This is a genomic window from Streptomyces sp. NBC_00454 (assembly GCF_041434015.1).
Lineage (GTDB): Bacteria > Actinomycetota > Actinomycetes > Streptomycetales > Streptomycetaceae > Streptomyces.
In genome coordinates, this window is sequence record NZ_CP107907.1 from 4,413,378 (window position 1) to 4,426,870 (window position 13,493).

Sequence of the window (13,493 nt, forward strand, 5' to 3'; positions counted from 1 at the left end):
CATCCCCGCGTTCGTTCTTCTCAAGGCATCAGGCCTTCAGCTTGTATCCGAAACCCCGGACCGTCTCGATCCGGTCCTGCCCGATCTTGGTGCGCAGGCGCTGGACGTGGACGTCCACCACGCGGGTGTCGCCACCCCAGTCGTAGTCCCAGACCCGCTCCAGCAGCCGGTCCCGCGACAGGACGGTACCGGGGGAGGTGGAGAACTCCAGCAGCAGCCGCATCTCGGTGGGCGTCAGCGCCACCGAGGCGCCCGCCTTGCGCACCTCCATGCCCTCCGTGTCGACCTCCAGGTCGCCGAAGACCAGGACCCCGCGCTCGTCGTCGCGGCCCTCGCCGTCGGCGCCGGAGCCGCCGCCCTGCGGGCCGCCGGCGTGGCCGAAGCGGCGCAGGACCGCGCGGATGCGGGCGACGAGGACGGAGCCGTCGAAGGGCTTGGTGACGTAGTCGTCGGCGCCCGCCTCCAGGCCCAGGACCACGTCGATGGAGTCGGCGCGGGCCGACAGCATGATCACCGGGACCGTGGACTCGTCGCGGATGCGGCGGCACAGGCTCACGCCGTCCATGCCGGGCACCATCACGTCGAGCAGGGCGATGTCCGGCCGGTTCGCGCGGAAGGACTCCAGGCCGGACAGTCCGTCGGGCATGGCGGTGACGACGAACCCGTCGCGTTCCAGTGCCAGGGTCGTGGCCTCACGGATGACGTCGTCGTCCTCCACGAACAGGACATGGGTCTCGGCCATTCGGGAGCCTCGCCTCGCCTCGGTACTCGTACTCGTATCTTGGTTCTGTGGTCGTCAGCTCTTCGGGCTGACGGCCGGTGCGGGAGCCACCCCGCCGTCGACCACGTTGCTGTAGTCGGTGTGCACCCGGTCCTGCTCGGTGAACTTCTCCCCGTTCCAGCGGTACGTGATCACGTCCTCGCCCGACGGGTAGGCGAGCGCCTCGCTCTTCGCGTAGACCTGCTTGGTCACGACCAGGTCCCCCCGGTCGATCTCGGCGTAGACGGGCGGCTGCTCGTCGGCGAAGACATTCTCGTACTTCCCGTCGTCCGCGCGGTACACGTACGTGCCGCGGCCCAGGGCGTCGGCGCAGGACAGGACGTTGACCACGATGTCGACGGCCGGGCCGCCGGTCACCTTCCCGTAGCTGACATCGACGGGGTACTCCTTGCCCGTACAGGGCTTGAGGTCGCGCTTGATCTCCGCGCTGACCTTGGGATCCGCCTTGAGCAGTTCGACCGGGTCGATCTTCTTGCCCGTCTTGCCGGAGGCCTGGGGGGCCGGCGGAGTGGTGCCGGCCGCCGCGTCGTGATCGGCGGGGGCGGAGGAGGGTGCTCCGGTCTTGGCCACCGATTCGGTGCGGGCCGGGCCGCCGTCGCGCAGACCGGTGCCCCCGGTGGAGCAGCCCGCCGCGAACAGCACGGTGCCGGCGAGGACGACCGTCCCCGCCGACATGAGTACTACCGAGCCCTTGTGGCCAGTCAGGCCGCGCACCGCTCACGTCCTTCGTACCTGATGGTGTGGTCCCCGCGCTCCAGCGCGCGCATGTCCAGGTCCCGGCTCTCCAGTTCCTGCCGGAGGCGGGCCAGTGCGCGGTGCAGAGTGCTCTTCACGGTTCCCGCCGACATGCCGAGCGCCGCGGCCGTCTCCTCGGTGCTCATCTGCTCCCAGTGTCGCAGCACGACCACGCTGCGCTGCTTGGGCGCGAGCACCTTGAGGATGTCCATCAGCAGGGCGCGGTCGGCGCGCTGGTCGGAGCCGTCCTCGACCGAGGCGTCGGGGAGCTGCTCGGTGGGGACCTCTTCGAGCTTGCGGGCGCGCCACCACTCGGTACGCGTGTTGATCATGACGCGGCGCAGGTAGGCATCGGCGAGGGACTTGTCGGCGATGCCGTCCCAGCGGCCGTAGGTGCGCACGAGGGCGGTCTGCAGGAGGTCCTGCGCGTCGGTCGGGTCCGGGACCAGGCGACGGGCACTGCGCAGCAGCGCGTCCTGCCGAGTGCGTACGTACTCTTCGAATTCGAGTACCTCGCCGTGCGCCATCTCAGACCGCCTCCGCTGCCGTCCACCCGTACATCCGCTGTCTTACGGGTTCGACGTTACGGAGGCCGTGTCACGGGCCTGTGCGGGTGAGCCTTCGGTGGGCGCACGGACACCCATAGGTTATGTAACAGAGGCTGTGAGCTGGGGTTTCTCCGGGACAAGCGGAATCCTGGAGTCAGCTCCCGGCGGCCGCGGGTGCCTGTGCGGGTGCCTGCGCGGGGGTTCCCGCCGGAGCCTCGGCCGCGGGCCCGGCCGGAAGCCGGTACATCTGCCCGGCCAGCGGCTCCACCAGCCCGTCCGCGACCAGCCCGTCCAGGGCCCGGGCCCGCTGCACGGGCTCGTCCCAGACCGTGTCGAGGACCGACTGCGGCACCGCGCCGACCGCCTCGCGCAGCACCGCGAGGAGCTTGCCGCGCACCTGCCGGTCCGTACCGGCGTACGTCTGCCCGCGCCTCGGAGGCCCCTCGTGCGCGGGCTTCCCGGCCAGCCGCCACGCGCACAGCCCGGCCACCGGGCAGCGCGCGCAGTCCGGGCTCTTGGCCGTGCAGACCAGGGCCCCGAGCTCCATCGAGGCCGCCGCCCAGCGGGCCGCGGTCTCCTCGCCCTCGGGGAGCAGGGACCGGGCGAGGCGCCGCTCGGCGGCGGTCGTGGCGTTCGGCGGGTACTCGACCCCGGTCGCGGTGCGCGCGAAGACCCGGCGCACGTTGGTGTCCAGGACCGCGTGCCGCTGCCCGTACGCGAAGGAGGCCACGGCGGCCGCCGTGTACTCGCCGATCCCCGGCAGCGCCAGCAGGTGCGCGTGCTCGCGCGGTACGTCGCCCCCGTGCCGCTCCGTTATCGCGGTGGCCGCCCCGTGCAGGCGCAGGGCCCGGCGCGGATAACCGAGCCGCCCCCAGGCCCGTACGGCCTCTCCGGGGGCTTCGGCGGCCAGGTCGGCGGGGCGGGGCCAGCGGGCCAGCCACTGCTCGTACACCGGCAGGACCCGGTTGACGGGGGTCTGCTGGAGCATGAACTCGCTGACCATCACCCCCCAGGGGCCGGCCTCGGGGCGGCGCCAGGGCAGGTCGCGGGCGTGTCCGTCGAACCACGCGATGACCGGGGAGTGCAGCGCGGCGGCGGAGGGGGAAGTCGAGGATGAGGATGCAGTCATGGCAGACGGCATCCTGGCACGTTTCGCCCCTACCGTGCCGGGCCCGGCCCGGCGATCAGTACGGCCGCACGGCCGCCGTTCGCCCGCATGGCGGCGATGATCCTACTGGTCGGACCGGTGAGGGCGAGGACGGCGAGCGCGGCGAGAGAGGCGCCCAGCAGCAGGCCCATCCCCACGTCGTGCGGGTAGTGGACGCCGACGAAGACGCGGGAGAAGGCCATCAGCAGCGCGAGCGGAACGGTCAGCGGCGCGAGCCTCCCCACGGCCATCGCCAGGGTGACGGCGGCGGCGCCCGCGAGGGTGGCGTGGTTGCTCGGGAAGGACCAGTCGCCGGTGGCCGGGCATGTGATGAGCGAGGCCGCCGCTCCGGCCACGGCCCGGCAGGGGCGTTCCTCGTCCACGCTGGACTTCACCAGTTCCGAGGCCACGTACGCGAGGGCGGTGGCCAGCGGTGCCAGGAGGGCGAGCGCGACGGTCCGGGGGTCGCTCGCGCCGCGCGCGCGCCACCACACGGCTATGAAGAGGGCGCCGAAGAGGAAGAGCCCGTACTCCGTCCAGACCTCGAAGGCCGACTGCACCCACGCGGGGGTCGAGTGGGCGAAATCGGTGATGTCGAGGTAGAGGCCGGAGCTGTCCATGGTCACCGACGGTACCCAAACCGGAATAACGCCCTCATCAAGCTCTGGCCGATTCCGGTCCGTTCCGGCAGGCCCCTTCCGCCCCCGGCGAGATGATCATCGGCAAAACAAGCCGTCCGCGCGGCATGTGGGGCACGGATCGGGCCCCGGACTCTCGTAAAGTTCCGTCCGTGGGATCTCTGCGCAATCCGGTCGGGCCGCTCCCCTCCTCCATCTACTGGCGACGGAGGGCCGTGCTGGCGTCCGTTGCCGCGCTCCTGGCACTCCTCGCCGTATGGACCGTCAGTTCCGGTGGCGGGACGTCGGGTACCAACGGCAAGGGCCAGGGCGGCTCCGATCCCGTCACCCAGATCACCCCCGGACCCTCCGGTTCCGGCCCGGCGATCAGTCAGGCCCCGGGCGGCCGCGGCGAGTCGGGCACGGCCGGCAGCGGTACGGGCACGGGCGCCGACCCGGGCGCGAACCCCGGCACGGGCCCCGGCAAGAACGGCGAACCGGGCGGCGACCCGGGCTCGGCGAACGGCGGCTCCGGCGGCTCCGGCGCCGGCCAGACCGTCCCGGCGGACTCACCGCTGCCCACGTGTTCGGCGGGTGCGCTGCAGTGGGAGGTCAAGAGCGTGAAGAACGAGTACGAGGCGAACGAGAAGCCCCGCCTCGAACTCATCGCGCGCAACGTCTCCGGCACCACCTGCAAGGTCGATCTCGGCCCGAAGCAGGCGGTCGTGACCATCACTCAGGCGAGCAACGCCAAGCCGGTCTGGTCCTCGTCGGACTGCCCGACGGGCGCGGGCAACGTGTTCCTGCGCGTCCCCTCGCAGGGCGAGGCGAAGCAACCAGTGGATTGGGACCGCCACTTCAGCGCGGCGGACCAGTGCGGGGCGCCTCCGGCGGGGGTGGCGGCGGCGGACACTTACGTGGTGGAGGTCAAGTCGCCCGGGATGCCGGTGGCGCGGACCTCGTTCGTGCTGAAGCAGGACTGACAAACGCCGGAGGGGCTGGATGAATCCAGCCCCTCCGGCGTTTGAGGAGCGGGGTCCGGGGCGGAGCCCCGGGAGCGGCGCTCAGCCGAGTCCTAGACGTACCGCTCCAGGATCGAGGACTCCGCCAACCGGGACAGCCCCTCGCGGACGCTGCGCGCACGCGCCTCGCCGACCCCGTCGACCGTCTGCAGGTCGTCCACGGAGGCGGCCAGCAGCTTCTGCAGGCCACCGAAGTGCTCCACCAGCCGCTCGATGATCGCGCCCGGCAGCCGGGGAACCTTCGCCAGCAGCCGGTAGCCCCGCGGGGACACCGCCGAGTCCAGCGTCTCCGGCGAACCGGTGTACCCCAGCGCCTTCGCCACGATCGCCAGTTCCAGCAGCTCCGGGTGGGTCAGCGCGTCCAGCGCGGGCAGCGCTTCCTCCACCGTCCGCGACCGCTTCGCCGTCGGCTCCGGCACGTAGTCCCGGATGACCAGCTCGCGCTCCTGCTCGATCCCGACCGTCAGCTCGTCCAGCTGGAGCGACAGCAGTCGGCCGTCCGTGCCGAGCTCCACCACGTATTCAGCGATTTCCGTCGCGATCCGGCGGACCATTTCCAGCCGCTGCGCCACCGCGCCGACGTCGCGGACCGTCACCAGGTCCTCGATCTCCAGCGCGGACAGCGTGCCCGCCACCTCGTCCAGGCGGAGCTTGTACCGCTCCAGCGTGGCCAGCGCCTGGTTCGCCCGCGACAGGATCGCCCCGGACTCCTCCAGCACGCGCCGCTCGCCGTCCACGTACAGCGCGATCAGCCGCATCGACTGCGACACCGAGACCACCGGGAACCCGCACTGCTTCGAGACGCGGTCCGCGGTGCGGTGCCGGGTACCGGTCTCCTCCGTGTGGATGGAGGCGTCCGGAACGAGCTGCACGCCCGCCCGCAGGATCTTGGTGAGGTCCTTGTCCAGGATCAGCGCGCCGTCGAGCTTGCACAGCTCGCGCAGCCGGGTCGCGGTGAACTCCACGTCCAGGACGAAACCGCCCGTGCACATCGCTTCCACGGACTTGTCCATGCCGAGGACGATGAGCCCGCCGGTGTTGCCGCGGACGATCCGTTCGAGTCCGTCGCGCAGCGGCTGACCGGGTGCGACCGCGCTCAGCGAGGCACGCATCATGGCCTCCTGCTTGGAGCTCGCGCCCGACTTCCCGGATGCTGCTGCCCCGTCCTTGGCTGCCACTGCACTCCTCCGGTCGCGGGTTGTACCGCCTGCGTACGGCCGGGCGGACCAGCGCAAAGTCTACCGGCGCGGCCCGTGCGCCCGCCGTCCCTTGCCCGGCATCGCCCGGGGAGGCCCCCGTACGGACCCCCTGACCTGCCCCTCAGTGCCGGATCCGGGCCTTCCGGCCGGTCGGCCGGAAGGCGTTGGCCGGAAGATATCGGCGGCGCGGAGCGGCCCGGCGCCGGCCGGTCCGTGCCCCGGCGCCGGCCGGCCCGGACCCCGCCGCCTAGCCCGCGTCCCGGTCCTTCTCCGCCGTACGCGACCGGCCGCGCGGCAGGACCCGTAGCGCGTCGCCCATGTCGGCGACCTCGGTCACCTTCATCCCGGCCGGCACCTTCCCCGGATCCACCGGCACCAGCGCGTGCGTGAAGCCCAGCCGGTAGGCCTCCGCGAGCCGCCGCTGGACTCCCGTCACCCGCCGCACCTCGCCCGCGAGCCCGACCTCGCCGATGGCGACCAGGTTCTTCGGGAGCGGTACGTCGCTGGCGGCCGAGGCCAGTGCCAGCGCGACGGCCAGGTCGGCGGCCGGCTCGGTGAGCTTCACGCCGCCCACGGTCGCGGTGTAGATGTCCCGCTTGCCCAGCGCCGTGATCCGGCCGCGCTGCTCCAGCACCGCCAGCATCATCGAGACCCGCGAGGTCTCCAGCCCCGAGGTGGTCCGGCGCGGCGAGGGGATCTGCGAGTCCACCGTCAGCGCCTGCACCTCGGCGACCAGCGGCCGCTTGCCCTCCAGCGTCACCGTCAGGCAGGTGCCCGGGACGGCCTCGGCGCGGCGGGTCAGGAACAGCCCGCTCGGGTCGGCGAGTCCGTTGATGCCCTCGTCGGTGAGCTCGAAGCAGCCGACCTCGTCCGTGGTGCCGTACCGGTTCTTCACACCGCGTACGAGGCGCAGCCGCGCGTGCCGGTCGCCCTCGAAGCTCAGGACGACGTCGACCAGGTGCTCCAGCAGCCGGGGACCGGCGATCGCCCCGTCCTTGGTGACGTGGCCGACCAGCAGCGTGGACATCCCGCGCTCCTTGGAGGCCCGGATCAGCGCCCCGGCCACCTCCCGGACCTGGGCCATGCCGCCGGGCGCGCCGTCGATCTCGGGGGAGGCCACCGTCTGTACGGAGTCCATGATCAGGAGCGAGGGGTTCACGGCGTCGAGGTGCCCGAGGACGGCGGAGAGATCGGTCTCGGCGGCCAGGAAGAGGTGGTCGCTGAGCGCGTTGATCCGGTCGGCCCGCAGCCGGACCTGGCTCGCCGACTCCTCGCCGGTGACGTAGAGCGTGCGGTGCTCCTCGGAGGCGGCCTTGGCCGCGACGTCGAGCAGCAGCGTGGACTTGCCGACGCCCGGTTCGCCCGCGAGCAGCACGACCGCCCCGGGGACCAGCCCGCCGCCCAGCACCCGGTCCAGCTCGCTCACGCCGGTGCTGCGCGCGGTCGCCGTCCGCACGTCGACCTGCCCGATCGGCACGGCGGCCGTGGTGACCCGGCCCGCCGCGGTGGTCCGCACGGCGGGCGCGCCGCCCAGCTCCTCCACGGTGCCCCAGGCCTGGCACTCGGGGCACCGGCCGAGCCATTTGGCGGTGGAGTACCCGCACTCGGTACAACGGTAGGACGGCCGGTCCTTGGCGGATGAACGAGATGTACGGGCAGCCATGCGGCCCACCGTAGCCGCCGCCACCGACAGCCCCTTCCGCTGTCCACCGCTGTCCACCGCCGTGCACCTTCCGGTGCGCGCCCTGGCGTGCGGCGTCAGGGGCGCTGTCAGCGCGATGCCGATCTGTTCACCCGTAAGGGCTAAAACTGGTGAAGGCTTCCGGGGCACCACCGGCGCGCCGCCTACGGTCGCCGAGTGAACAGCAGCAACCAGGGAGACCCCGCATCACGCACCGGCGCACACCGGGCGCACGGGCGCACGCCCACCGAGGGGACGAAGGCGGAGCAGCCGCCGCCACCGTTCCGGCACGAGCCCTACCTGGACGGCCTGTTCACGTACTGCCTCTCGGTCCTGTGTGACCACGACACCGCCACCGACGTGCTCGGCGACGTCCTCGCCGTCGCCGAACGGCACCCGGGCCGCTGCCCCGACGAAGGGGCCCGGCGCGCCTGGCTCTACGCCCTGGCCCGCTGGGCCTGCCTGCGCCGGCTGGCGGAGCGGCGGCGCACGCGGTACGGACACGGGCCGGGCCACGGCCACGGGTACGGGGGAGCGCATTCCGCCCGGCGTGCGCCGGAGCACATGAGCCGGGACCGTGCGCCGGATCCGGCGACCGCGACCGCCTCCTCCGCCTCCTCCGCCTCGACCGCCCCCTCCGCCCCCTCCGCCTCGGCTTCCGCCGCCGCGTCCGACACCTCCGCGGCCCACCGCCGCAGCGAGCTCGCCCGGCTCGCCTGGCCCGAGGCGGCCGGCACCACCCCCGAGCAGCGCGAGGCCCTCGAACTCGCCGTCCGCCACCGCCTCGGCATCGGCGAACTCGCCTCCGTCCTCGGCACGCCCCCCGCAGCCGCCCGCGAACTGCTCTCCGGAGCCGCCTGCGAGGTCGAGCGCACCCGCGCCGCCCTCACCGTCGTGGAAACCGGCAACTGCCCGACCGTCTCCCGGCTCACCGGCGACGACGGGGAAGGCGGCGGAGACGGCAACGTGCTGCTGTCGTCCTCCCTGCGCGCCGAGCTCGTACGCCACGTCGACGACTGCCCGCGCTGCCGCCGGGTCGCCGAACGCGTCGGCGTCGGCGCGCCCTGGCCCGGCTCGGGCGGCATCAACACCGCAGGCCTCCCCCTGGTCCCGGCCCCGCGCACCGCCGTCCGCGCCGCGATGCTCGGCTCCGGCACCGGCCGCCGGGGCAGCGGATCGGGCCCGCGCTTCGACCGCACCGGCTTCCCCATGGACCCCAAGGACAGGGTGGCGCGCCGCGACCGGCTGCGGGCCCGCGCCGTGACCACCACCGTGGTCGCCACCGTCGTCGCGGCCCCGGTCCTGGCCCTGTGGGCGGCGTACCGGGCGGCCCCGAGCACCGGGGAACCCGTGGGGAACGGAGCCACCCGCATCTCGGCGAGCGAGGCGGAGCTCCCGCAGCCGCGCACCGACGGACGCCCGCTGACCGCCTACGAGAACGCGGGCAACGCCGCCGTCGTCGCGGGCGACCCCGACTTTGCCCCGGGCAGCGCCCCCGACGTCTCCGTCGAGGTCATCAGCAGCGGCGCCCTGCCGTCCGCCACCCCCGCCGGACCCGGGACGCCCGGCCGGCTGAGCGCGAGCGCCTCCTCCCAGGGGTCGACCACCCTGCTGACGCTCACCGCCTCGGGCGGAGCCCCCGTCGACTGGCGGCTGTGGTCCGACGCCCCGTGGCTGCGGGCCAGCCAGACCTCGGGGCGGCTCGCGCCAGGAGAATCGGTCACCCTGCGGATCAACGTGGACTCCGAAGCCCAGCCCGTCGGGGCCTGGACGGCCCGGGTCGGAGTGGATCCCGGTGGCGCGGTGATCTCCATCCAGGGCCGCGGCCGCCCGGCGCCGACCCCGACTCCGGCGGACCCGACGCCGACGCCGACCCCCACGCCGACCCCGACCCCGACTCCCACGCCGACCCCGACACCCACCCCCACACCGACCCCGACCCCCACGCCCACTCCCACACCGAGCCCGACGGAGGGAACGGCCTCACCGGCCGCTCCCTCCGCGCCTTCGAGCTAGGACTGAGCCGAGTTAGGCCTGCGCCGGCGGCACCGGATCCGCAGGGTGCGGGGCCATCGGCAGGAGCGAGGCCAGCCGCGCCTCGCACAGCGCGACCAGGGCCTCGTAGGCCTCCTTGCCCATCAGCTCCGTCAGCTCGGGGCGGTAGGACACGTAGACCGGCTCGCCGGCCCCGTGCGCGGAGGTGGCCGAGGTGCACCACCAGTGCAGGTCGTGGCCGCCCGGACCCCAGCCGCGCCGGTCGTACTCGCCGATCGTCACCTGGAGCACCCGCGTGTCGTCGGGCCGGTCGATCCAGTCGTAGGTCCGCCGGATCGGCAGCTGCCAGCACACGTCCGGCTTGGTCTCCAGCGGCTCCTTGCCCTCGCGCACGGCCAGGATGTGCAGCGAACAGCCGGCCCCGGCCGCGAACCCGGGCCGGTTGAGGAAGATGCACGCGCCGTCCCAGCGCCGGGTCTGCTTCTCCCCGTCGTCGTCGTGCTGCGTCCACCCCGTCTCGCTGCCGACGTCGTGGAACTGCCACACCTCGGGCGTCAGGCGCGCCACGTTCTCGGCGACCCGCTTCTCGTCGTCCTCGTCGGAGAAGTGCGCGCCGAGCGTGCAGCAGCCGTCGTCCGCCCGGCCCGGCTGGATGCCCTGGCAGCCGCTGCCGAAGATGCAGGTCCAGCGGGAGGTCAGCCAGGTCAGGTCGCAGCGGAAGATCTGCTCGTCGTCGCCGGGATCGGGAAACTCCACCCAGGCCCGGGGGAAGTCGAGCCCTTTCTCATCGGCGACTAGGTCCTTGGCGAGGTCCTTCTTCGCCTTCGAGGCCTGCGCGCCCTTCTCGGGCTTGGGGGGCTTCGACTTGTCCGACCGGGACTTGGACTTGTTGGCCTTCTTCGTATTTGGCACAAACCCCAGCCTAAGCGCCCCTTACTCCACCCCTACGCCTTCGGCCCAGTAGCGTTTCCTCCCATGAGACTCGGTGTCCTTGATGTGGGTTCGAACACGATCCATCTGCTGGTGGTGGACGCGCACCCCGGCGCGCGCCCGCTCCCCGCGCACTCGCACAAGGTGGAACTGCGGCTGGCGGAACTGCTCGACGAGCACGGCGCGGTGACCCCGGAGGGCGTCGAGCGGCTGGTTTCCGTCATCGGGGGCGCCGTACAGGCCGCCGAGGACAAGGGGTGCGAGGACCTGCTCCCCTTCGCGACCAGCGCGGTACGGGAGGCCACCAACGCGGACGAGCTGCTACGCCGGGTCAAGGCCGAGACGGGCATCGACCTGCCCGTCCTGAGCGGCGAGGACGAGGCGCGCCTGACCTTCCTGGCGGCGCGCCGCTGGTTCGGCTGGTCCGCCGGGAAGCTCCTGGTCCTCGACATCGGCGGCGGCTCGCTGGAAATCGCCTACGGCATCGACGAGGACCCCGACGCGGCCGTCTCCCTCCCGCTGGGCGCGGGCCGCCTGACCTCGGGCTGGCTGCCGGGCGACCCGCCGGATCCGGCCGACATCCGGGCCCTACGGCGCCACGTGCGGGCACAGATCGCCCGCACGGTCGGCGAGTTCAGCCGCTTCGGGACCCCGGACCGGGTGGTGGCGACGTCGAAGACGTTCAAGCAGCTCGCCCGTATCGCGGGCGCGGCCCGCTCCGCGGACGGCCTCTACGTCCAGCGGGACCTGACCCGCAAGTCCCTGGAGGAGTGGGTCCCGCGCCTCGCCGCGATGACCACCGCCCAGCGGTCCGCCCTCCCGGGCGTCTCGGAGGGCCGCTCCAACCAGCTCCTGGCGGGCGCCCTGGTCGCGGAGGGCGCGATGGACCTGCTCGGCGTGGACACCCTCGAAATCTGCCCCTGGGCCCTGCGCGAAGGCGTCATCCTCCGCCGTCTGGACCACCTCCCGGCGTAGGGGGCCCTCGCCCCCTCGCGCAGCCACCCCGGGGATCTTCGCGGAGGACGGGCCATAGGGGACGAGGAGGCTCGGGCAGCCTCGGCCCTCCTGATGGAGGCGGGGCTCCACGGCCACAAATGCGCGATCGACGCAGCTGTCGCCGAAGCCGCACTGCGCCAGCTCCGCCCCGTCGTGTTGCTGACGTCGGATGTCGACGACATGGCGAAGCTCTGCGGAAGCCGGGTCCACATCGTCGGCGTCTGACCCGCCGTCCCCGGGTGGCGGGCGTCACGGCGTTGGGGGAGGGCGACCCCGATACCCTGTCCCCGTGGCAAAACCAGTCCGGATCCCGACCGCGAAAGTCGCCCTCTCCACCGCCTCCGTCTATCCGGAGTCGACGGCGACCGCCTTCGAGATCGCCGCGCGCCTCGGCTACGACGGCGTGGAGGTCATGGTCTGGACGGATCCGGTGAGCCAGGACGTCGATGCCCTGCGCCGGCTCTCCGACCACCACCAGGTGCCGATCCTGGCCATCCACGCGCCCTGCCTCCTCATCACGCAGCGCGTCTGGTCCACCGATCCCTGGACCAAGCTCCAGCGCGCCCAGGCGGCGGCCGAGAAGCTCGGCGCGTCCACGGTCGTCGTGCACCCGCCCTTCCGCTGGCAGCGGCAGTACTCGCGCGACTTCGTCACCGGGATCTGGCGGATGGCGGACGAGACCGACGTCAAGTTCGCCGTCGAGAACATGTACCCCTGGCGCTACCGCGACCGCGAGATGCTCGCGTACGCGCCCGAGTGGGACGTCACCAAGGACGACTACCGGCACTTCACCGTCGACCTCTCCCACACCGCGACCGCCCGGACCGACGCCACCGCGATGATCGACCGGATGGGCGACCGGCTCGCCCACGTCCACCTCGCCGACGGAAACGGTTCCGCCAAGGACGAGCACCTCGTCCCCGGCCGCGGCAGCCAGCCCTGCGCCGAGCTGCTGGAGCGGCTCGCCACCACCTCCTTCGACGGGCACGTGGTCATCGAGGTCAACACCCGCCGCGCGATGTCCTCCGCGGAGCGCGAGGCCGACCTCGCCGAGGCCCTGGCCTTCACCCGTCTGCACCTGGCGGCCAGTGCCGCCCCGGTCAGGACCCCGCGCCCGTGACGCAGCCCGCGCAGCGCCCCCGCCGCGGCCCCGGCCGCCCCCGCCAGGACGAGGCCGACGACGGCCCCGGCACCCAGGAGCGGATCCGCCTCGCCGCGCGCTCCGAGTTCGCGGCGCGGGGCTACGACAAGACCTCCGTGCGCGGGATCGCCAAGGCCGCCGGCGTGGACCCGGCGCTGGTGCACCACTACTTCGGCTCCAAGGACGACCTCTTCGCCGCCGCGATCGAGCTCACCATGGAGCCCGCCCTCGTCATTCCGCAGATCCTCGGATCCGGCCCGGAGGGCATCGGCGAGCGGCTCGCCCGCTACTTCCTTGGCATCTGGGAGAACCCGGTCAGCCGCGCCCCGCTCCTCGCCGTCATCCGCTCGGCCCTCACCCACGAGGCCGCCGCCGCGGTACTGCGCCGGCTGATCCTGCGCCGGGTCCTGGAGCGGGTCGCGGCCGAGCTCAACGTCCCCGACCCCACCTTCCGCGCCGAGCTGGCCGCCTCGCACATGATCGGCATCGCGGTCCTGCGGTACGTGGTCCAGGTCGAGCCCCTCGCCTCCGCCGACCCGGAGCGGATCGTCGCCCTGGTGGCCCCGACCCTCCAGCGCTACCTGACCGAGGAATAGGGGAACAGGGGAACGGCAGCCGCCGGCGAGCAGTGACCGAGTAGTGAGCCGGCCGTCCCGGCATCCGGACACCCTGTCCGCATCCCGGGCCGGAGGCGTAGCCTC

13 protein-coding genes and 1 pseudogene are annotated in these 13,493 nt (G+C 73.1%); 6 read left to right on the top strand and 8 right to left on the bottom strand.

Going from position 1 to position 13,493, the window contains the following annotated elements; genetic code table 11:
• Positions 1-28: 28 nt before the first annotated feature.
• From cseB to OHU74_RS20500, 5 genes are all read right to left on the bottom strand, one after another.
• The gene (gene cseB, locus OHU74_RS20480; protein ID WP_371617263.1) at positions 29-742 is read right to left on the bottom strand and encodes a two-component system response regulator CseB; all 714 of its coding nucleotides are present in this window, start codon (positions 740-742) and stop codon (positions 29-31) included.
• Positions 743-796: 54 nt separating this feature from the next.
• Entirely contained in the window at positions 797-1,456 is a 660-nt protein-coding gene (locus OHU74_RS20485; protein WP_371619744.1) for a hypothetical protein, read from the bottom strand.
• Positions 1,457-1,482: 26 nt separating this feature from the next.
• Positions 1,483-2,043: a SigE family RNA polymerase sigma factor gene (locus tag OHU74_RS20490; RefSeq protein ID WP_069920779.1), complete on the bottom strand. Its 561-nt coding sequence runs from the start codon at positions 2,041-2,043 to the stop codon at positions 1,483-1,485.
• Between the two features lie 175 nt (positions 2,044-2,218).
• Complete coding sequence (locus tag OHU74_RS20495; RefSeq protein ID WP_371617264.1) at positions 2,219-3,205, bottom strand: A/G-specific adenine glycosylase; 987 nt, start codon at positions 3,203-3,205, stop codon at positions 2,219-2,221.
• A gap of 17 nt (positions 3,206-3,222) precedes the next feature.
• A complete protein-coding gene (locus tag OHU74_RS20500) occupies positions 3,223-3,831 on the bottom strand; it encodes a phosphatase PAP2 family protein (RefSeq protein ID WP_371617265.1) in 609 nt (202 codons plus the stop codon).
• 170 nt (positions 3,832-4,001) lie between these two features.
• On the opposite strand from OHU74_RS20500, the gene OHU74_RS20505 reads away from it, so the two are divergent.
• Entirely contained in the window at positions 4,002-4,811 is an 810-nt protein-coding gene (locus tag OHU74_RS20505) for a hypothetical protein (RefSeq protein WP_371617266.1), read from the top strand.
• Positions 4,812-4,903: 92 nt separating this feature from the next.
• On the opposite strand, the gene disA is transcribed toward OHU74_RS20505, so the two are convergent.
• Together disA and radA are read right to left on the bottom strand one after the other, a co-directional pair.
• Positions 4,904-6,028, bottom strand: coding sequence for a DNA integrity scanning diadenylate cyclase DisA (disA, locus tag OHU74_RS20510; protein ID WP_330297894.1), 1,125 nt, complete (start codon positions 6,026-6,028; stop codon positions 4,904-4,906).
• Positions 6,029-6,296: 268 nt separating this feature from the next.
• Positions 6,297-7,712: a DNA repair protein RadA gene (gene radA, locus OHU74_RS20515; protein WP_330297895.1), complete on the bottom strand. Its 1,416-nt coding sequence runs from the start codon at positions 7,710-7,712 to the stop codon at positions 6,297-6,299.
• A gap of 195 nt (positions 7,713-7,907) precedes the next feature.
• On the opposite strand from radA, the gene OHU74_RS20520 reads away from it, so the two are divergent.
• Complete coding sequence (locus OHU74_RS20520; RefSeq protein ID WP_371617267.1) at positions 7,908-9,746, top strand: hypothetical protein; 1,839 nt, start codon at positions 7,908-7,910, stop codon at positions 9,744-9,746.
• A 12-nt stretch (positions 9,747-9,758) separates the two neighbouring features.
• Here the strand turns inward: OHU74_RS20520 and OHU74_RS20525 are convergent, their stop codons facing one another.
• On the bottom strand, positions 9,759-10,637 hold the full coding sequence (locus tag OHU74_RS20525) for a hypothetical protein (RefSeq protein WP_371617268.1): 879 nt from the start codon (positions 10,635-10,637) through the stop codon (positions 9,759-9,761).
• A 63-nt stretch (positions 10,638-10,700) separates the two neighbouring features.
• Here OHU74_RS20525 and OHU74_RS20530 point away from each other — a divergent pair, with 63 nt between their 5' ends.
• The 4 genes and pseudogenes from OHU74_RS20530 (at position 10,701) to OHU74_RS20545 (ending at position 13,388) form a co-directional block, all read left to right on the top strand.
• Positions 10,701-11,630: a Ppx/GppA phosphatase family protein gene (locus tag OHU74_RS20530; RefSeq protein ID WP_330297898.1), complete on the top strand. Its 930-nt coding sequence runs from the start codon at positions 10,701-10,703 to the stop codon at positions 11,628-11,630.
• Between the two features lie 54 nt (positions 11,631-11,684).
• Positions 11,685-11,876, top strand: a pseudogene (locus tag OHU74_RS20535) (DNA-binding protein); the annotation flags it as partial.
• A gap of 64 nt (positions 11,877-11,940) precedes the next feature.
• The gene (locus OHU74_RS20540) at positions 11,941-12,771 is read left to right on the top strand and encodes a sugar phosphate isomerase/epimerase family protein (RefSeq protein ID WP_371617269.1); all 831 of its coding nucleotides are present in this window, start codon (positions 11,941-11,943) and stop codon (positions 12,769-12,771) included.
• Positions 12,768-13,388, top strand: a complete 621-nt coding sequence (locus tag OHU74_RS20545; RefSeq protein ID WP_371617270.1) for a TetR family transcriptional regulator — start codon at positions 12,768-12,770, stop codon at positions 13,386-13,388. The genes OHU74_RS20540 and OHU74_RS20545 overlap by 4 nt, the downstream gene beginning before the upstream one ends.
• Positions 13,389-13,493: the final 105 nt, after the last annotated feature.